This is a genomic window from Maridesulfovibrio sp. (genome assembly GCF_963666665.1).
Classification (GTDB): Bacteria; Desulfobacterota; Desulfovibrionia; order Desulfovibrionales; family Desulfovibrionaceae; genus Maridesulfovibrio.
This window is the reverse complement of the sequence record NZ_OY762999.1, coordinates 2,412,108-2,431,128: the sequence shown is the minus strand read 5'-3', so window position 1 is coordinate 2,431,128 and position 19,021 is coordinate 2,412,108. Positions and strand designations below refer to the sequence as shown.

Genomic DNA, 19,021 nt, shown 5'->3' with positions numbered 1-19,021 from the left:
GTGTCAGAACGTTATATACGATTTCAGGATTTTATATATGGCGATGTAAAAAGAGCCATTCAAATGAATAAAATATATGACAATGTTAAGAGTAATGTTATTGATCCCGACCTTTTCGATTTGTCATTTTGTAGTTATTCTAAGAAAGAATCTGTTCAACGGGCTCTTATTGATGAGGATTTTAAAAAAGTTTTTATCGAGATCGACGAACATTATAGGTTCTTATTCTTTCGTAATAATTTAATGCAGTTTATGATGTATGATGTTTTAACTGATGTGTTTTATGAATGGTATCTATCTCGCCCTAAATACTCCTATTCTATGGATGTTTTAATTATAAAATATATCTTAGAGCATGTCGATAGAGATAAATTGATTTATAAATCTGATTCGCATTCATATAAATTCCCTTTAACTGTATATAGAGGTGTTATTGGTCGTAAGGATCTTAGAGATTACGTATCACATGGTTATAGTTGGACTGCTGATTATGATGTGGCTATCAAATATTCATGGCCTACACTTTGGCCTACTCACAGAGATGCAAATTGTTTTGTATATAAGACAGTTATAAATGAAGATAGTGTTTATTTATATACAAATCATAAAGATGAAAAAGAATTTGTATGCAAAGTTCGGTACGATGCAATTGAGATAGTGCATGATTTTTCTCCTATTTTATGATCGTTTTTACCTTTTACATCTATACAGCTTTATGATCGCATAAATGATTACCCACATTTCCTACATTTTCCCAAGCCACCTACCCAAATGAAAAAATCCCACCCGCAGCATGGCAGGTGGGATTCTATGCCTCTCTAGAAGTAGAAGTATAGGTAGCCTGTCTATTTACCCCCGATCAACATGATAACAGCAAAGATAGCCGCAATTACTAATAGCGGTTTAATCATTTTGATCGCTCCCTTGAGTCCAAAGGGCGCACCACAATTCCAGCATTCTTTACTTTTAAGGGTGTTTTCCGCTTTGCACTGCATACATTGTTTCGTTCTCATCATGATCTCCTTATTTTCAAAAAGTAACTCCAAATCCCACCACAGACAGAAATTGATAAACATAATTCTATCTTTAAATTGAAAAATCAACAAAAAATTCAGTCCTCAGGTTGTTCACACTCTATCTGTGGTGGGTATTTTGTATGGATACTCAAGGAGTTTGCATGGACGACATTTCAAAACAGATAGGCACGCGCATCAGAACATTGCGAAAGAGTCGTGGTCTGACCCAAGAACAGTTGGGGGATGCTGCCGGAATTAGCGATAAATATCTCAGTGAAGTTGAACGTGGGGGCAGCAAGGTTTCTGTTGAAGTTCTCAATAAGGTTGCTGACGGTCTGAAAATATCCCTGCATGACCTATTGGAACTGGATCAGAATACAAGGACTCGTGGCGAAGTTGTTGCTGGCATCACCGATATGCTCGATGGAGCTAGCGATGAGCAGTTGTTGGTCCTTCACCGTGTTGTTAAGGCGATCCTGTTGTAATTTTCCACCTCGGCCCAGATTGCCCACATTTCCCACATTTTTTTAGACCACCTACCTAAGTTCAGAAAAAATCCCATCCGCAGCAAAGCAGGTGGGATTTTTTATCAGTAATCCTCAGGAAGCATGATCGTCAGCACTGGTTCTCCTGAATCTCCGGGGCCGATCACCGCCCAGCATTTCACTTTCTCAAACCTCGGCCCTTCCCCCATCACGAATAGTGGTTCTATTTCTACCATTGATCCGTCCCAACGGTCCTTAGCTGCGAGAAAAGTGAGAAGCAGCACATCATGCAACCGCCCTGTGGTCGACTGACCTTCGCCTTCCAGTCCATCTGGTGGTTCGATGTAGCGGTGGTAGAGGTTCGCCGTAATAGCCACCGGAACTTTGAAGCCCGTTTCTTGGGCCTGTTCAGTTACATCGACCAGCACACCGTCTTCGATAGCTTGCTTGCGGGTGTATGAGTATACCACTTCGAATTCATCTTCTGACATTTAGGACTCCTTTTGCAGTTAATATTTTTAATCAACTTAAAAGTTTATCCTCGCTGGATGTGTTCGGTCACGGGAATAGGAATAGCTGTTGGCGGGATGTTCGCTAGTGCTGTTAGTGCTTGTAACTATCTGTACTTGTTTTTAATTTTTCAAATTTTGACCGGAGCAGGATTCGCGTAAATTTTGCTCCTCCTGCGATTTTGGGATGGGAGTTCGGGGGGAATATGGTATTTTGGGGGAAAATTTCAGGAAGGGGGCGATTTGTGCGAAATTTGGGGGTGGAAAGTGTGGGAATATTGGTTGGAAGTAATCCCACGCTTTAATTAGAGTTTTGTGCTAATCAATGAAATAATAAAATTTGTGCATATAAAACTGAGTCTTAGGCGTATATATAGTATGCTCTTTAAATATCGTTTAGAGTTGTTTTTTATCATCTTATAGGCGTTTTTAGTTTTTGATCAATATTTGGCTTTAGTTTTTAAGATTTTTAATCATAAGGTATAAAAGCTATTGGATATTTGAATTTATGTTTTATGTGTAGTAGAGCTTTTAATCACATGCTTACTTTCAGAGTTTAAGGAGAGATGAATGGCATTGGATTGGGGAGAGTTGCTCACTGTTGAGAATAAAGATGTGGAAAGTGTTTTCGTTAACCATGAAATCCATCCTGTTAATAACAAGCTACACTGCCGTGGCTACACTTTGCCATTTACCGGAACTCAACAGCGCACAAAGAAGTTGATGAAGCTGCTTAGTCAACAGTTAGAGCATTATGTCTTTCCTGAGGCTGAAAAAGACGATTACGATTGGCCTGATGCACGTGATAAGTTTGGGGATAATGATCCTGAATCTGATGGCAAGCTTGGAGAGATGCTACTATACATAATGGTCGAAGCTTTTTTGCAAACGCCTATGATTGCGTATAAATTAAAAGACCTTTCTAATCCAAATGATCAAGTAAAAGGCGCAGATGGAGTTTTTGTTGGAGAATATTCAGGCAGAAAAGCACTTCTTATTGGAGAGTCAAAAATTCATAATTCCTTAACTGGCGCGATATCAAGTGCTATTGAATCACTCCATCGATTTCACGAAAGTGAGAAGGCTTATGATCATGAAATATGTATTTGCAGGAAATATCCAAAAGAAAGGGAACTGAGTGCAGAGCTTCTTCAAGAAGCGCTCGACATACTTAATGATGAGGTTGAGCGAATTATTGTTCACCCAGTATTTATCTCATATGACTATGATAGCATCCTGAAAATTTCCACTGATGCAGAGGATGCTAAATCTGCTGAATTTCTTCTTAAAGATCAGATAAAAAAAGAAGTTAAAAGGTGGCAGAAATTAATACTGAAGAAAAAAGATAAATTCCCTTCAGCTTTTAAAGTCTATCTGGATTTCTTTTTCCTTCCTGTGGAAGACTGCTTAAAGCTAAGAAATGATTTTTACAGGAAGCTTCATGGCTGTGAGTATAAACCTCCTTTGAAAAGTAAAAAGCGGTAAAAATTGGAGGGAGAGAATGACAAATAGCTATGAATGGGCTTTTGAGCATGTTGGTTTGTCTTCTGTGTTGACAGAAATGACTTTTGCTCACGTTGCAGGGACTGAACTAGGCGAAATATCAGATAAAGAGGTCAGGACTGCTTGTTTTGTAGCAAGCCATCTCTCGACCAGCCCTTCAATAACCCATCGCAAAAAAGCACAGCTATTCGCTGCACTAGCTTATTCTCAGCTCCCTCAGTCAAAACAAATTCAAACTGTTTGCTACGCAATTTTCGCACGGACAGGTGCTATGCCCGCTGCTCGTCATTTACATGAAGTCGTCGGTGATAAACAACAATTTATCGGTGGGGACTTAGGCTTACTTTCCAGTGAATTTTATCAAACATACCTTAATTATTATACCCCATTAGCTGGCGGGACGGTTGTTACCGAGTTTCAAAAGGATGCTCTGCACTTGCTCGCAAATGAACAGCGTGCAATTTTTTCAGCACCCACCTCAGCTGGAAAATCGTTTGTTGTTCATGAAAGTTTGAAATTGCGGCTTGGTCAAAAAGGGAAATTTTTTGCCTTATTGATAGTGCCAACAAAAGCCCTGATTTCGCAGTTTGCTTCGCTGTATAGAAGATTTCAGAAAGAAAGCGATTTGGAGTTTCCTATTTTGACTTCGATTCCTGATGGACTTGAAGTTAATGGCAATAAAGCCGTTTTTGTTTTGACTCAAGAACGCTGTATTCGTCTGTTGTCATCGGATTTTGCAACTGAGATTGATTTCATCTTTTCTGATGAAATTCAGTCCTTAGAGCAGACTTCACGGGGGGCTCTTCTTGAATACATTTTAAGTGAATTAGAAATGAAGTCGCCATCAGCGCAAATTTTTGCTGCTGGTCCATATATTAAAAATGTTAGGAAGTTAGCAGGTCAGATTTTTATTGAACAATCGAAAGATTTGTCTACCGACATGTCTCCTGTTTCTCAGATATTAGTCCAATTAGCTCCAGTAAAGGAGAAGAAAGAAATAGCTCTCACTGTCCTTGATGATAAGGCAAAGGAGCATGACAATACTGTTTTCATACCTTCAGAGCGGAAGCTGTTTTCTCGCTGGAAAGCAAATTATAGGGCTGTAACTGATGCTGTTATGCTATTTGGTAGATACTCTTCTTCTATCGTTTACGCCCATGGCCCTAAAACAGCACAAAATTGGGCAAAAAAATATGCTGAATTGCTTAATGAAGAAATAGATATTTCCGATTCTCTTTGGGAATTAATCGATTATCTCGATGAATCAATACATCCCCAATGCTCTTTAATCGAGGGGCTAAAATGTGGAGTTGCCTATCATCATTCTGGGTTGCCCGATTTTGTAAGGGAAGAAATTGAAGAGAGGTTTGCTGAACGAGATATCAAAACATTGTTCTGCACATCAACTTTGCTTGAAGGGGTTAATCTACCGACGGAAAAAATATTTTTGGTCTCGCCCAAAAAAGCTTCTGAAGACTTAAGTGATTTTGAATTCAATAATCTGATCGGCAGAGCAGGTCGATTAAATGAGCATTTAAGTGGTACTATTTATTGTGTTCATTCTCCTAATGACTCAGATGGAGTGGATGAAAATTGGGTTGAAAAATATCGTAAAAGAAAAGGAAAGTATGTACAGCCTGCAATTGAAAATCATCTCAGAAATAGCTTCGAAGAAATTCTTTCTGTTATAAACTCTGGGCGGGTTTTAACCCCTGAAGATGATAGAGGCGTTGAGCTGCGACCAACAATTACCTTGTTGCGATCAAAATTTTTTGCCGACCCGGAAGAGGCTGCAAAATATTTGCAAAGGAAAAATATTTCGGAGAGTGACAAAACAACCTTAATTGCAGCCCTAACAGGTTCAATGGATGGACTTGATATTGCTGAGGAACTGGTTGTCAACAACCCTTACATAGATCCTTTTTTGCAGGATAAGCTATTTCAGTTGATAAATGATAATCCTGAGGCGTGGAAAATCCGTTCTAAAAGAGGGTTTTCAAAAGATCTCAAGGATACGTTTAAATTGCTTGATGAGGTCTTTTGTATAGTTGAAGACATTAATCCTCGTGGAAATAGCAAAATTTATCGGGATCAGCTGTTGAGATTTAGTAAAAAATGGTTGTTCGGTACTTCGTTTAAAGAGCTTGTTGAAAGTGCAATTCCTAAGAAAACTAGGAATAGTGACCAATTTGGATCTAAGGATGTTGACGATGCAATTGTTAAGGTCACAGATTTTATCAATAAAGGTGTTTCATATCAAATGGCTAAGTATTACAGCTTGGTAAGTGATATATTGAAGGTTGTTCTGCCAGAAGATGAGCAAAGTGATTACGCTCTAATTATGGGACTATCCACTATGCTGGAACTGGGGTGCAATGACCCTAAAGCTTTGGCTTTGATGACTGCATGCGTGCCTCGTAGTACCGCGTTACGGGTGGCGAAGGATATTCCTGAAACAGATTCACCTTTATCATGGTTAGCTGTTAATCAAAACAATCCTGTTTTCCAGTCTCTACCATCAATCCATACAAAGATATTAAAGCGGACAGGTGTTTGGGTATAGTCTCATCGTGAACTGATCTTTTAGAGGAGTTGTTTCTATGTCTTTTATCGAATGGTTTTTCTCAGGAGCAGGTACAATTGTTTTAGGAATTGTGCTCAAACATATGTTTAAATCCGATGGAAGTAGTCAAGCAAACTCCTCTGTATCTCTACATGAGAATAAGGCCGCAAGTCAGACTATAGAAGAAGCAGAAGTAACAGAATCTCAAATGGTATCAGTAAGAATGGTTGAAGCTTTAAAACTGCTGAATTCAGGACGCTATCAACCATATACAGTTTCTGATTTGGCACAATTTTTAGATTTGAAACGTGTTAGTGAACTTGAAGAGTTTATTACGGGGCAAAGAGAACCATCGTTTGCTTTTTTGGAGTTGTTCGCCTCCAAACTGGGATTAAATTATGAGTGGTTAACGTCAGGACACAGCTCTCCGTATAGAACAACTGTCAAGCATCGCCATTTCCCTGAAGACTATCTGGGCATGATTGAAGAACAAGGTCCCGAAAGTATCTATTTTGTTAAGTGCAGAGATGAGTGCTGCAAGATGTTTATTGTTTTAAAACATAGTGACTTGAAATATTCAGTCTGCCCTATGGTTTGGCATATTAGTGGACATGTCGGAGCAGGGGGGTCTAGGCAGCTTCATAGTTTTTATAAAATGCTACAGAGATTACACGAAAACAATCTTTACAGTAGGTGCTATGGAGTCGTTCTTGATGAAAAAAAATTTCATAGCTTGCTTAATGGAGAAGTCTTTCCACGAACTGTTTTGCGTCGAAGAAACATTGATTATTGGTTTGATGACTTCTCTGATATTCATCACAAATACCCCATAGCTGAAAGGTATCGCGAACTACATGGGGAAGAATTTTTAAGGGCTCAGGATATTGTTAGGGGCTTTGAGTGTGATGTTGCTTAAATGTTATATTGTTGAAGTCTTGATTGTTAACTTTAAGTAACAGTTCTTATATGGCGTTACAAAAAAGCGAAGAAATCGCGCAGGGAATTGGGGAGGCATTTGTCCAAGTTGAGAATGATCTTTTAGATGACTTTTGAGTGACACCGCAACCTGTTGGCGAATGATCGTTAAGTTTAATGTTGTTATTGGTATATTGGAGATAATATTTTTGGAGGAAATTGTGAGATTTAAAGAGTTCATATCTAATCTTGAGAACAGTAAAAGTTTTGTCCGGAAAACCTTTGTTGAGGGGATAACTACTTTCCATTTTTACTCTTCAGCGGAGTTTCTGGATGAGTCGAAATGGGTGGAGATTGGAAAAGGAAATTCCGTTCGATATGATTCTGGAAATACGGGGACTAAAACTCAGGACCATTTACATTTTTATTGTAGAGGTAAAGAGCTCTTTGCAGTTAATCGAGATGGAACTGCACACGACCAAAGTCACGGGTATAGGATATCCAAGCAACATGCAGGAATAATTTCAAATAAGTTTGGGTTTTCCGTGCCCGATGACAGGGTACTTGAATCATGTCCTCTCGCCAGTGAACTACTTTTGCTTTGTGAAGGAATTTAGCTTGGTTAGTGAGGCTGAAATGATGTAAAAATGAAAGCTAATCTTCTTGCGAAGGTTGGCTTCAACAGTTCGAACCAACAGTCTAAGTTTAATTGCCACTGTAATTCCTAGGGAATATGCGGAAGTTGTGGGCAATCCATTTCCAATATCCAAATGAAGAGATTATTTATGCCTACCAAGTCTGTTAAGTACATATGCAAGTGTGAGTTTGCTGAGTTATGGCCCTATATTCCTGAGAATGGGAAATGTACCCTCGAAGAATTTGAGAAAATTAAAACCAAGATCCAAATTGCAGCTGACAAATTTGAGAATGATCTTTTAGAAGCATTTGGCAAAGAAAAGCCTCCCTTGAATGAAATAGTTAAAGAATCTTTTGCTTGTGAAGATGATCATTTGCAGAATGTTGATACTCGCCATTATTACTTTATGTTTCGCATGTTAGGTGCGCTACTTGTGGTGAGGGAGATTAATAGATTCGTGATGCCATTTGAAGAAAAGTGCGGTTCAGTCTCAGTCGAGGAGAAATATATTCGTATTCGTCTCAGAATACTTCGTTATATTGTTGGTGACATAAAAACAATGTTTCATCAATTTTGTAGAGCAAAAAAGGTTCCTTTAAGTGAAGCGCGTAGTACGTGGACAAGAAAGCATAATGGTTTTTATAAATTGCATAACATGGTTCATCTTGGGGCACTGCCAATAATTGATGATCCATTCATTTTGTTGTTTATCGCTAGGGATAATATTGAACTTTTGATGCGTGCCAATAACCAGACTATAGGGATTAAGAATTTAAGTAAGCTGATAGATAAAGAACGAAATGAAAAGGAGTCTGTGTGGAATATCAATGACTTAGATGCGATGGAGGCCATTAATAAATGTGCAAATTCATTCATACACGCTGGAGAAAGAAGATACTATTTTTTACCTTTCTTAGCTTCTATGTATATGGAAAAAATATCCTAAAGATTGATTCTGTTTTCTGAAGAAGAGGATGTGTTATTTCCCATTTATTGTGCTTTAAAATTTAAGAAGTATTACCCCTCTCTATTCATGATTATTTCAAACGATACTGTTATACTCAAGGAAGTCCCTGTTCTATGAATAAAGACTGGATTCTACAAAAAAAAGAAACACGAAGATATTATTCTAATGCGACTTGGGTTCCCTTGAGAGAATCCAACAATGACGAGAAAGGTGAAGCTCGAAGTATTGGCTACAAGAGAGAGTTCTTTGGGTGCGGTTCCGTTGCAATTCCCCCTGAGCATCGGATAACCGCTGAGCGACTTGGCTGGATGGATATAGGACTTATTCATGACGCCCAGCCTTATGCTTACGATGATGGCTGCTATTCTTCTATTGAGCAATATGAGTACAATGATAAAGAGCCAATAGGAGTCCATCTTGTTTTTGATCATCCTCAGCCAGTAGTTGGCGGTAGGATATGGATATTGAATCCCGATTTGATTGTTGCGCTACGTCTGGTAAAGGAAGGAAATAACTGGGTTCGGCCAGAGGAAAATTTTGTTGTTGTGGCTCGTGAGTCTTTTGATAATGATGGCAATCATTGTCTTATTGAAATCAAGCGAGAATTTCTTCTTGATTATTTAGCAGCACGAAATCTCTCACTTCGTCTTTCTTACTATCGGCAAAGAGTAGAAAATGTCGCTTCACTTGAAAGTAGCACATATTCTGATCTAGCGAGCCACGAAGAACAGCGCGACGGCGGACGATATGTGCTTCTAATGCGCAATTTAGAAGATGTTTATGGGGGAAGTTGGGGGGTATTTAGGACATGGCGAACTGATGTTGATGAAGACGAAGATGCTCCGGTAATGGGGCCAGAGAATAATGAAAATACCGATTTTGAAAGCTCAGAAGGGCATCTAGGTGGTTATGAAGGTACACGGATAGAGGGCGAATTTTGGCGAAATGAATTGATTGAGCATAAGGAGCAAAGTAAACGTGTTAGAGGAGATGTAGATACTAATCTTCCCCAATTCATTGTTGAGACTGACGGGACACGCATGATCTCTACCGATTTAAATAGTGAAGGTATTGGTCGATGGTTGTGGTTTCGTTCAAGTATAATTAATGAGCTTCTCGGTCTGCGTGGATTTTCTCTTGAGTGGTATACAGCAGAAACAGGTGGTATTCGCTCTACATCTGGATATATGACTCATTTCGGAATTAATTCATCAGATTTAATTACTGTATATGCCTATGATGTTGCACGTCTTGCAGCATGGGAGCAGCATATTTGGGGGGGGCATAACGTTGTCCCTGAGGGAAAAGTTTCTAGTGAGCTATTGGCCTCACAAGTTAATTCGCAGCCAGCATCCACTCATGCTGTTGAAGAGTCCCTTTTCAAGGTCATGGATATGCTAGAGGGTGGGTTTTATCAAAAATTTAATGTCAATCTTTACTCACATGCAGTAGACCGTACCTTAGCTATGAAACAGATCTCCCGTTTTTCAAGCAAGGACCAAGCGTCATTGCTAAGATTGGCTAAAGAACTTGTTCGTGTTTTTACTGATCGACTCAACAAATGTGAGCTTCAAAAGCTTTCAAATCATTCTGACAAAGTAAAACTTGGTTCAAACAAACTTTTGCAGGATATTCTTGCTCAGAAAGTTGGAGACGATAAAGCCCGTGAGATTTTTGGGCCCATTGTCGGTGTATATGACATGCGAGTAGGCGATGCGCATCCAACTAGTTCAAAGATAGGAAATGCTTTAAAACTCGCTGGGATTGATCACAGTAGATCGTTTTTGAGACAGGGCGAACAACTGATTTTGAATTATGGCCAATCAATTTGGTGGATAGGAAAATTCCTTTTTGAAACATCGGAAAATGCGAAGCAAGAGGAATAGAGGACAAGTTAACATTTAGTCATATATCTTTAAGCATAGATGGGATATCATGCCAAGTGGCTCTGTTGGGGAACCATCCACAACCGCAAATCCCGGAAAATCTCCAAGACCCGTTCCCAAGGGGCAAAATTAATCCAAGTATTTCAAACGTTGAAGAATTGTCCCCCCGCATGGCATTCAAGAGGCCAAGAGTTCAATTCTCTTCAGCTCCACCAAGATATTTCAAGAGGTTATCCATCTTTATGGATAACCTCTTTTTTGTTTTTGTGTTCTTATGAGAACAGGATCAGGTTGTTTCTAGCCTCAATAAAATGGGTAGGGTTCAGTTAAATTTATGCGTGCATAAATCTGTCAGACTGATTTTATTGTCTATAAAAATTAAAAAAATAAAAAGCTTTACTTCTTACTGAGAATGACTGATTAGTTATTAACTCAGCGTGACTGGACGCACGATTACTTCTTGGCCCCCACTTGGGCAACATACGTTCCACGTAAGCTTTAGATTTACTCCCCCCGTACCAGAGCCTTCCAATTATCACCCGGTAAATCCGGGATCGACCGCTGTCACGCGTCGTCGTTTTAATTCCTTTTTTCCAAGGCTTTTATGACTTTTACAGATTTTTCGTTTGACCGTCGTATCAACGCCGGTGTCAAACTCTGTGGCTATGACACTCCTACCCCCATTCAACGCAAAGCCATTCCATTGGTTCAGAATGGGCATGATGTGATGGGATTGGCACAGACGGGCACTGGTAAGACTGCCGCATTCGTCCTGCCGATTATGCAGAAGCTTCTTACAACTACTTCCTCTAAATCAGGACCGCGTGTACTGGTCCTGGCTCCGACTCGTGAGTTGGCGATTCAGATTGATGAGAGCTTCACATCTCTTGCCCGACAAACAGACATTACCAGCAGCATCGTCATTGGCGGCGTCGGCATGCAGCCACAAATTAAGGCGTTTAGTACTTCGAATGTCATCGTTGCTTGCCCCGGGCGGCTTGTCAGACTCATCGCAAAAGGGGCCGTTGATCTTAAAGCTGTAGATACACTTGTCCTCGATGAAGCGGACAGAATGCTTGATATGGGTTTTCTGCCTGACATCGAACGGGTTATTGCTAAACTTCCGGCAAAGAGACAGAATCTGCTTTTTTCTGCGACCATGCCTAAATCCATTCTGGCTTTGACTAAGCGTATCCTTGTTAATCCCAAAACTGTTCAGATTAATGCCACTTCCCCTGTTTCTAGCGTCGAGCATGTCTTTTACAGGACGCAGAATGACAGAAAGATCGCATTATTGGATGGAATCATCTCCCGATCAGAGCACAAGAGCATGCTTATCTTTACCAAGACCAAGCATAAAGCCAAAAAACTGTCACGTAAGTTGGATGATATTGGGTATAGCTCCGCGTTCCTGCAAGGTAACATGAGTCAAGGACAGCGAGAAAGAGCTTTGAATGGCTTCCGCTGCGGTCGTTATTCGATTTTGGTAGCAACGGATATCGTTGCTCGCGGCATTGACTGTGATCGTATTACCCACGTCGTTAATTACGACATGCCTGACTCTGTTGAAACTTATACACACCGAATTGGCAGAACAGGCAGGGCAGGGCGTTCCGGCCACGCAATAAGCTTGGTTACATCGGAAGACGCATCACAGTTGCAATCCATTCAAAAGGTAATGGATGTATCGATTGAACAAGATGCCTATTCTGCTCACGGCACAAGCAGAAACAATGGTGCAAAAGCAAGAAAACCATCTGCACATTCTCCTGTGAGAAAAACTGTCCAGAGGCGTAAATGTAAGCCTTTGCGAGCATAGCAAGCAGCCGCCTGATAGGAATCCTTCCTACCTATGTCTTTTGAAATGGATAGGAATTGGATAGCTTCTTTACAAAGAAACAATAACAAAGACGTATCACCTCAAAATGACGGTGGGCGTCACAACAACAAATAGGAAAAAAATTATGTCCAAGAATATTTATGTCGGCAACCTCGCATGGTCCACCACTGAAGATGAAATTCGCAACGCTTTTGAAGCCTACGGTGAAGTTGCTTCTGTGAAACTGATCGAAGATCGCGAAACAGGGCGTCCTCGTGGCTTTGGTTTTGTCGAGATGCGCGACGATTCCGCAGCCCTGTCCGCCATTGAAGCACTCGATGGTCAGGATTTAGGTGGCCGTAACCTCAAGGTTAACGAAGCCAAGCCACGCGTTGAACGTCCGCGTTGGTAATTTTATCTGCAGCGTAACAGATTATAAAAACCGCCCTTCTTTGTGAGGGGCGGTTACAAACATTCACATCTCTCATAACAAAACAGGATATCGCCATGGCAAAGCCGAATTATTCATTTGCAAAACGCCAGAAAGAGCTGGCTAAGAAGAAAAAAAAAGAAGAAAAGAAGCAGCGCAAGTTGGCGAAAAAGCAAGATGATCAGGAAATGATAGGAGAGGGTGCTGCTCTGGAAGATGATGCTGAGTAGTAGTTTTGCTGTTAAGTAAGGTAATAATTTTATGTCTTAACTCTAGCATTTCAGACTAGGGAGAAGCCGTTGGGAACCAACTACAGCCGCAAACCACGATAAATCCACAAAATATGTTACTGTTCGGAAAATTAAATCCAATTATTTCAGGTGAGATGAGGTTGTTTCCGTGTGGCATTCAAGAGGCCATGAGTTTAATTCTCTTCAGCTCCACCAGATATTTCTAGGACTTACGATGAAAATCGTGAGTCCTTTTTTGGTTTGTTTTGATTCCTATAACTACGGTAGATACTTTTTAGTGTAAGAGGGTGAATAAAATTATATAAATTCAATTCCTGTTTGCTCTTTGCTAGTATGTCTTTTAAGACATATTGTGATCTCTGAAACAAATGCAGAACAATCAAAAAGAATGAGGACAGGAAATGATCGAAGAATATAAGAAGGTCAAAAGCATTTATATAGGCTACCACCCCCGTACCCATGACGGCAGTTCTCCTAAATCACGCAATCGTAGCGAGTCTGTCGAGATCATGGATGCTTTCAATAAAAATCAGGATGATGATCACCTGCGGGCCGAGGTTGTGGGCATTGCTTTCACTGATCTTTGCGCCGTGGCCGTTATGGAAAAAAATATTGGTAAAGTTTGGCAGTATCTTTAGCTTTAAATAACTAAAAATATTTATTAAATTTACATAAAGGTTAATTTGATCCGATTGTTTAGATATTTTTAAAATTGGATTCCCTTATTCTCCGCAGCTCCACCAGATATTTCTTAAGGACTTACGATATAAATCGTGAGTCCTTTTTTTATTGTATTGTTCCGGTGGATCCGATGGTTAAGCCCCTTCTTATTGTCACGGACATTACTTATTGGTAAATTGAAAGTAATATAGGAGGAGGGTGATGTTTATTTTCAGCATCTCTGGGAGAGCTCTTGCGTTTAAAGTTAGGACAATTCGTAAGTTGTTTCTCTTTTTTTTTGGTTTTGTTCTTCTCGCAGCGCTGACTTCTTGCCTGCCTCCACCTAAATATCAGGATCCGCTTGCCGACCTCAATACCACTCCTACCTCTGTCCGTGCGTTTGACGATATGCGTCTTGGGCTGCTTTTCTCCGGAAATGTCCAACTGTCACGGGATTTTATTTTAAAAAATCGCAAAGCCATGGATATCGGCTTTTTGACCAATACCGCTGCCATGAATGATCTGGATGTAGATTACGTTGAAAAGAACCTTCAAAAGATCCTGTCCCGATCATTCGGGGAAGTGATCAAGGTTGATTCTCTGGAACAGGCTAATTTCATGAATTTAGACGTGGTTATGCTTTTTGACATGCAGATAGATCTGGGGGCGACATCAGGCGCTCAAACGTCCGTTGATCTCAAAGGTTCGTTCTTGGATTGGGATCGCCGTGTCCTTGCCGATATTGCTGGGCATGGTGTGGGGGTAGTTCCTTTTCCGGCTAATTCGTTCGGCTATACAGAGGCTGCGGGAAGGGCTCTTAAGGCCTTGAATGACGAGTTGACCACGTCGCGTAAGCTGACAACCGCCTTTGAAGATATCAACGAGCCGGTTGTGGTAGTAACTGCCGTTCCCGCTCCGGTTGCAGTGAAGGGTGAGCGGCATGCTCTGGTTATGGGTAACAGCGCATATCAGAACGCCCCGTTGAAGAATCCGGTTAATGATGCCAGAGACGTGGGCAAGGCCCTGCGCAGGTTGGGATTCAATGTCATTATGGTCAATAATGCTAGGCTGCGCGAAATGGAGCAGGCCATGGACCGCTTTTACGCCAGTCTGCAAAAAGGCGGTGTGGGGCTGTTCTACTATGCTGGGCATGGTATGCAGGTCGGCGGCAGGAACTACTTAATCCCTGTTGACGCTACTATCAGGTCTGAATCCGATGTTCGCTACGAATGTCTGGATGCAGGACGTATTCTCGGCAAGATGGAGGATGCGGGCAATGCACTTAACATAGTCATCCTCGATGCCTGCCGTAACAATCCCTTTGCCCGCAGCTTTCGTTCGGCGCAGAGGGGCTTGGCCCGTATGGATGCACCAACCGGATCCATCGTGGCTTATTCTACTGCACCCGGTTCCGTTGCCGCTGATGGGAGCGGTCGTAATGGGGTGTACACAAAATATCTGCTTCAATACCTGATGCAGCCGGGACTCGATATCAGTGACGTCTTTTTTTACACCCGCAAAGGTGTGGTGCAGGAAACAGGCGGAGAACAGGTTCCGTGGGAATCATCCTCGTTAGTTGATCGTTTTTATTTTTCCGAATAGTTGCGTTCTATAGTGGAGTATTAATAATTTATTATAGTAATACTAGATGGTGGGGTGTCTGTTAGGTTAAATATCATATTTCTTGACATGTTAGTACGTTGTTTAATATTTCAGCAGGACAACGAATACTAAGGAAATATATAGTGCGCCTATCTCTTTTTGCTGTCGTTATACAATTGTTTTTGTTTTGTACTGTTTTTATCTTGCTGTCGTCTAAATCTGCATCGGCCGAAGATGGTGCTTTATCAACGCCTAAACTGTTTTTCCATAATCAACAGGTTGATCCGTTGGAAATCGTTCCGGGCTCTTCTCTTTTGTTGTCAAAGAAGACTCAGTCATCTTCTGTAAAATCCGGTGCTACCAGTTCTGCATCAAAAGTCTCCCCCTCAACACGTTTACTCTTTTCCTCCGCCACAATAGTCGAAGAATATGACTACTATGTAGTGCAGTTCTCCGGGCCAGTGCAATCTGCATGGAAAGAGTCTATCTCCGATCAGGGGGTAGTTTTTTACGACTATATTCCGCAATATGCATTTATCATCAAGCTTGGCACGGCAAAGGTTTCTGCTGTTGAGGATCTTAGCTTCGTTCGTTGGCTCGGCAAGTATGAAGCTGATTTGAAGTTATCGAGCGATGTGTACGATATTACTCCCGGCAAACTTAAGGAGCAGGGCAGCCTGCTGGACGTTCGTGTTGTTGCTTTTCCCGGCGAAGATGTGAATTCACTGGAACAAGAAATTCGTTCTGCAGGAGGGGCAGTCCTTTCAAGTTCGTCCTCTGAATGGAGTGTTCAGCTTGAAGTCAGGATTTCGATTCAGGAAGTCGGCGGACTTAAAGATATCAAGGGTGTTAAATGGATTGAGAAAGCACCTGAACATCGCACCGACAATAATATTGCCGTGGGTATAATCGAAGCCCGTTCAGTGCAGGACAAAGTCTGGCCTGTTTCAGGCAGCAAGCTCTTCGGTAATGGGCAGATTGTCGCTGTTTGTGACAGTGGAATTGATACCGGAGATGTTGATAATCTTCATGAGGATTTCAGCGACGGTCAGGGCGGAAGCAGAATTGTCAGCAATAGCGTATTTTCCGGTGCAAGCATCAAGGACTGTAGCGGGCATGGCACTCATGTTGCCGGAATTATAGCTGGAAACGGAATTAAGTCAGGTTCTTCCCCTGTAGAGAATAATTTCCCCTCCAGCTGTTATGCCGGGATAGCGCCTAAGACACAGCTTTATGTTCAAAGTGTAGGTGCTGATGATGGCAGCTCCCGTTTACCGGGCATACCATCGGATCTCGCAAATCTTTTCAAGCCTGCTTTTGATGCCGGAGCCCGTATACACAGTAACAGCTGGGGGACCTCCGGGGTTGGGGACTATAGTAGTGAGTCCGTCAGTGTCGATCAGTTTATGTGGAGTAATAAGGATTTTCTGATTCTATTTGCAGCGGGCAATGCCGGATATGACAAAGACCAAGACGGCATTGTTGATATTTATTGCATTGATACTCCGGCGACAGCAAAGAATTGCCTTTCGGTAGGGGCTTCAGAGTCATACCGCACTGGGAGCAAGGAGGGGTTTGCAGTCAGGAACTGGGGTGAATTCAGGACTTATGCCGATCCTGTAGGTTCTGATCCAACTTCTGATAAGCCGTACGGTGTTGCCGCTTTTTCCAGTCGAGGTCCCACCATTGACGGCCGCTATAAGCCGGAAGTTATTGCGCCTGGCACCAATCTTCTTTCCACCCGTTCTTCCGCGCAGCTTGGCAACGGGTGGGGTGCATTTAATGATGATTATTACTGGTCCGGCGGGACCAGCATGGCTACCCCTTTGGTCTCCGGTACAGCGGCAATCTTCCGCGAGTATCTGATCAAGGAGGAAAGTATAACCGACCCAAGTGCGGCCCTGATTAAAACAGGGCTTATTCACGGAGCTGTTTCCCTTGCTCCCGGTCAGTATGGGACAGAGGCAGCGCAGGAACTCCATGACGCACCTGACGATGCACAGGGCTGGGGACGGGTTAATCTTGAGGCTTCTGTCAACTCTGATGCCCAGTATAAGGTTGAATATCATGACATAAAGGATTCTGCTCCTTCAGATGATTCCTATCTGCGCAATTTTACTTTTGAAGTTGAGAATGACGGAAAGCCGTTTAAGGCAACACTTGGGTGGACTGACTATCCCGGATCGTCTGCGGTTGGCGGAGGGCTGGTTAATGATCTGGACTTAAGGGTTAAGCAACCTGACGGAACATGGGTTTATCCAGATAACGCGGTCAGTCTCAGTCCTTTGACTAAATACCTGTATGTTACCAGTGTCAGTGGCATGTATAAAGGCAGCGCAATAGGTGTACGGGTTACTCCTCCTTCCTATCCAGCTACTCTTGAATCGGTTATTCTTGCATTTTCTAACAGTGCCAGCGTGGCTGAAGAGGTTTCCATAGTTGTTTACCGGTATGACGGTGGTGTAGGAGATGAAATTTTCAGAAAGTCATTTGCATATATTCCGTCAGGAGAATACGCCTTGCCTGTTGGGGTTACCATTGCGGATGGTAGCGTGGTGGTCGCTGTAGAAAAGAGCGGAAGTTTGTCCGGCGTTTATTGTCAGGTTGGAAATCCGACAACCCGCGGTTTGGTTAAGGTCGGCGGTGTCTGGCAGGAGGCAGCGATTACGCCCGGTATGGGAGTTACCTTCAGAACAAAGGTTGCCGCAACCAGTTTCGACCGTTTGAACAATACAGTATCAGTTACTATTGATAAGCCGCAGAAAGGGACATATACGGCGGAAATATCAGCATACAATATCCCCGTCGGACCGCAGCCGTATGCATTAGTTATGAGTGCAATGGCAGGTGATACTCCGACAGCAGGAGAAATTGAACTTAATATAGACCAGCCCGATGCACCTACCTCTACATTTTTAAGTAAGACCCGTGCGACCCGTACTGCCGAAAATGTTAATTCCGTGTATGGAACAGCATTTAACAATGTTTATAGCGATCAATCAGCGTTTTGTGTCCAGACTCAAGCAGATGGCCTGATCAGTATTCGATATGCTGCAACCGGTCTGCCGCAAGTTAAAGCAGACGAATTAACTCTGGCAAAGCTTTTCAATAACGGCACCAACATGCAGTTTAACTACGCCGGTTTTGAAGATTATAAAGATGGGAATTGGTGGCTTACAGATGTGGCCGGGAAATTCGTTGATCCTGTCCGGGCGTTAAATGCTACGGCGTCATATTATATTGTCTCAGTGATCAAGGATGGCGGACCTTATGATGAAAATCCGGAGCCGGGGGTGATAGATGATCCCCAGATTCTTGGTATGAACAGGGCCGGAGGCAGCGGGACCGGGTGCACCATTGGGATGAATGATGAATATAGTCCGCTTTTCTTGGTAATAATTGCTTTGGGATCCTTATTCATACGCCTGCGCCGAAATAGTAGATAAAATATCCTGTTGGACATGAATCTTCTTCCAATGCTATTTTGATGTGAACAGGAGAGAGACATGCCTAAAATGATTATTTATGGTAAATCCACATGCCCGCATACCAGAAGAGCGCGGGAAGCGTATCCGGATGCTGAATTTGTGGATGTGCTCATGTCTGTGGATGATCTGAACAAAATGCTGGAGCTTTCCGGAGGAAAAAGAAGGATTCCAGTGATTGTAGAAGATGGCAATGTGACTGTCGGTTACAATCGCGGATCTTGAAATGTTTAATTTTCGGCAGGTTGCCGAATTCACAAAATTAAAAGACCCTCATTTGTTGAGGGTCTTTT

17 protein-coding genes are annotated in these 19,021 nt (G+C 42.0%); 15 read left to right on the top strand and 2 right to left on the bottom strand.

The window, feature by feature from the left end; all coding sequences use genetic code 11:
* Positions 1 to 684, top strand: a complete 684-nt coding sequence (locus tag ACKU40_RS11245) for a hypothetical protein (protein WP_320172894.1) — start codon at positions 1 to 3, stop codon at positions 682 to 684.
* A 161-nt stretch (positions 685 to 845) separates the two neighbouring features.
* Here the strand turns inward: ACKU40_RS11245 and ACKU40_RS11240 are convergent, their stop codons facing one another.
* A complete protein-coding gene (locus ACKU40_RS11240) occupies positions 846 to 1,076 on the bottom strand; it encodes a hypothetical protein (RefSeq protein ID WP_320172893.1) in 231 nt (76 codons plus the stop codon).
* A gap of 101 nt (positions 1,077 to 1,177) precedes the next feature.
* Here ACKU40_RS11240 and ACKU40_RS11235 point away from each other — a divergent pair, with 101 nt between their 5' ends.
* Positions 1,178 to 1,501, top strand: a complete 324-nt coding sequence (locus tag ACKU40_RS11235; RefSeq protein ID WP_320172892.1) for a helix-turn-helix transcriptional regulator — start codon at positions 1,178 to 1,180, stop codon at positions 1,499 to 1,501.
* 104 nt (positions 1,502 to 1,605) lie between these two features.
* Here ACKU40_RS11235 and ACKU40_RS11230 read toward each other — a convergent pair whose 3' ends face one another.
* Entirely contained in the window at positions 1,606 to 1,992 is a 387-nt protein-coding gene (locus tag ACKU40_RS11230; RefSeq protein ID WP_320172891.1) for a DUF6573 family protein, read from the bottom strand.
* A gap of 588 nt (positions 1,993 to 2,580) precedes the next feature.
* Between ACKU40_RS11230 and ACKU40_RS11225 the strand changes: the two genes are divergently transcribed.
* The 13 genes from ACKU40_RS11225 to uxx1 all read left to right on the top strand — a co-directional run bounded on the left by ACKU40_RS11225 (position 2,581) and on the right by uxx1 (position 18,953).
* Complete coding sequence (locus ACKU40_RS11225; protein WP_320172890.1) at positions 2,581 to 3,495, top strand: DUF1837 domain-containing protein; 915 nt, start codon at positions 2,581 to 2,583, stop codon at positions 3,493 to 3,495.
* 16 nt (positions 3,496 to 3,511) lie between these two features.
* The gene (locus ACKU40_RS11220; protein ID WP_320172889.1) at positions 3,512 to 6,076 is read left to right on the top strand and encodes a DEAD/DEAH box helicase; all 2,565 of its coding nucleotides are present in this window, start codon (positions 3,512 to 3,514) and stop codon (positions 6,074 to 6,076) included.
* Between the two features lie 37 nt (positions 6,077 to 6,113).
* The gene (locus ACKU40_RS11215; protein WP_320172888.1) at positions 6,114 to 6,992 is read left to right on the top strand and encodes a hypothetical protein; all 879 of its coding nucleotides are present in this window, start codon (positions 6,114 to 6,116) and stop codon (positions 6,990 to 6,992) included.
* A 160-nt stretch (positions 6,993 to 7,152) separates the two neighbouring features.
* The gene (locus ACKU40_RS11210) at positions 7,153 to 7,608 is read left to right on the top strand and encodes a hypothetical protein (protein WP_320172887.1); all 456 of its coding nucleotides are present in this window, start codon (positions 7,153 to 7,155) and stop codon (positions 7,606 to 7,608) included.
* A gap of 168 nt (positions 7,609 to 7,776) precedes the next feature.
* Positions 7,777 to 8,574, top strand: a complete 798-nt coding sequence (locus tag ACKU40_RS11205; protein ID WP_320172886.1) for a hypothetical protein — start codon at positions 7,777 to 7,779, stop codon at positions 8,572 to 8,574.
* A gap of 134 nt (positions 8,575 to 8,708) precedes the next feature.
* Entirely contained in the window at positions 8,709 to 10,481 is a 1,773-nt protein-coding gene (locus ACKU40_RS11200) for a hypothetical protein (RefSeq protein WP_320172885.1), read from the top strand.
* A gap of 604 nt (positions 10,482 to 11,085) precedes the next feature.
* Positions 11,086 to 12,300, top strand: a complete 1,215-nt coding sequence (locus ACKU40_RS11195; RefSeq protein ID WP_320172884.1) for a DEAD/DEAH box helicase — start codon at positions 11,086 to 11,088, stop codon at positions 12,298 to 12,300.
* Positions 12,301 to 12,445: 145 nt separating this feature from the next.
* The gene (locus tag ACKU40_RS11190; protein ID WP_320172883.1) at positions 12,446 to 12,712 is read left to right on the top strand and encodes an RNA-binding protein; all 267 of its coding nucleotides are present in this window, start codon (positions 12,446 to 12,448) and stop codon (positions 12,710 to 12,712) included.
* Positions 12,713 to 12,807: 95 nt separating this feature from the next.
* Entirely contained in the window at positions 12,808 to 12,960 is a 153-nt protein-coding gene (locus ACKU40_RS11185) for a hypothetical protein (protein ID WP_320172882.1), read from the top strand.
* Positions 12,961 to 13,382: 422 nt separating this feature from the next.
* Complete coding sequence (locus ACKU40_RS11180; protein WP_320172881.1) at positions 13,383 to 13,619, top strand: hypothetical protein; 237 nt, start codon at positions 13,383 to 13,385, stop codon at positions 13,617 to 13,619.
* A gap of 244 nt (positions 13,620 to 13,863) precedes the next feature.
* Positions 13,864 to 15,243 carry a caspase family protein gene (locus ACKU40_RS11175; RefSeq protein WP_320172880.1) on the top strand — a complete coding sequence of 460 codons (1,380 nt, stop codon included), beginning with the start codon at positions 13,864 to 13,866 and terminating at the stop codon, positions 15,241 to 15,243.
* 317 nt (positions 15,244 to 15,560) lie between these two features.
* Positions 15,561 to 18,689 carry a S8 family serine peptidase gene (locus tag ACKU40_RS11170; RefSeq protein ID WP_320172879.1) on the top strand — a complete coding sequence of 1,043 codons (3,129 nt, stop codon included), beginning with the start codon at positions 15,561 to 15,563 and terminating at the stop codon, positions 18,687 to 18,689.
* A 60-nt stretch (positions 18,690 to 18,749) separates the two neighbouring features.
* Entirely contained in the window at positions 18,750 to 18,953 is a 204-nt protein-coding gene (gene uxx1, locus ACKU40_RS11165; RefSeq protein WP_320172878.1) for a UXX-star selenoprotein family 1, read from the top strand.
* The last annotated feature ends 68 nt before the right edge of the window (positions 18,954 to 19,021 follow it).

Coding starts and splice junctions, on each gene's coding strand:
- ACKU40_RS11225 (WP_320172890.1), top strand. CDS start 2,581: ATGGCATTGGATTGGGGAGAGTTGCTCACTGTTGAGAATAAAGATGTG.
- ACKU40_RS11185 (WP_320172882.1), top strand. CDS start 12,808: ATGGCAAAGCCGAATTATTCATTTGCAAAACGCCAGAAAGAGCTGGCT.
- ACKU40_RS11230 (WP_320172891.1), bottom strand. CDS start 1,992: ATGTCAGAAGATGAATTCGAAGTGGTATACTCATACACCCGCAAGCAA.
- uxx1 (WP_320172878.1), top strand. CDS start 18,750: ATGCCTAAAATGATTATTTATGGTAAATCCACATGCCCGCATACCAGA.
- ACKU40_RS11180 (WP_320172881.1), top strand. CDS start 13,383: ATGATCGAAGAATATAAGAAGGTCAAAAGCATTTATATAGGCTACCAC.
- ACKU40_RS11240 (WP_320172893.1), bottom strand. CDS start 1,076: ATGTTTATCAATTTCTGTCTGTGGTGGGATTTGGAGTTACTTTTTGAA.
- ACKU40_RS11235 (WP_320172892.1), top strand. CDS start 1,178: ATGGACGACATTTCAAAACAGATAGGCACGCGCATCAGAACATTGCGA.
- ACKU40_RS11215 (WP_320172888.1), top strand. CDS start 6,114: ATGTCTTTTATCGAATGGTTTTTCTCAGGAGCAGGTACAATTGTTTTA.
- ACKU40_RS11190 (WP_320172883.1), top strand. CDS start 12,446: ATGTCCAAGAATATTTATGTCGGCAACCTCGCATGGTCCACCACTGAA.
- ACKU40_RS11210 (WP_320172887.1), top strand. CDS start 7,153: ATGATCGTTAAGTTTAATGTTGTTATTGGTATATTGGAGATAATATTT.
- ACKU40_RS11195 (WP_320172884.1), top strand. CDS start 11,086: ATGACTTTTACAGATTTTTCGTTTGACCGTCGTATCAACGCCGGTGTC.
- ACKU40_RS11175 (WP_320172880.1), top strand. CDS start 13,864: ATGTTTATTTTCAGCATCTCTGGGAGAGCTCTTGCGTTTAAAGTTAGG.
- ACKU40_RS11220 (WP_320172889.1), top strand. CDS start 3,512: ATGACAAATAGCTATGAATGGGCTTTTGAGCATGTTGGTTTGTCTTCT.
- ACKU40_RS11205 (WP_320172886.1), top strand. CDS start 7,777: ATGCCTACCAAGTCTGTTAAGTACATATGCAAGTGTGAGTTTGCTGAG.
- ACKU40_RS11200 (WP_320172885.1), top strand. CDS start 8,709: ATGAATAAAGACTGGATTCTACAAAAAAAAGAAACACGAAGATATTAT.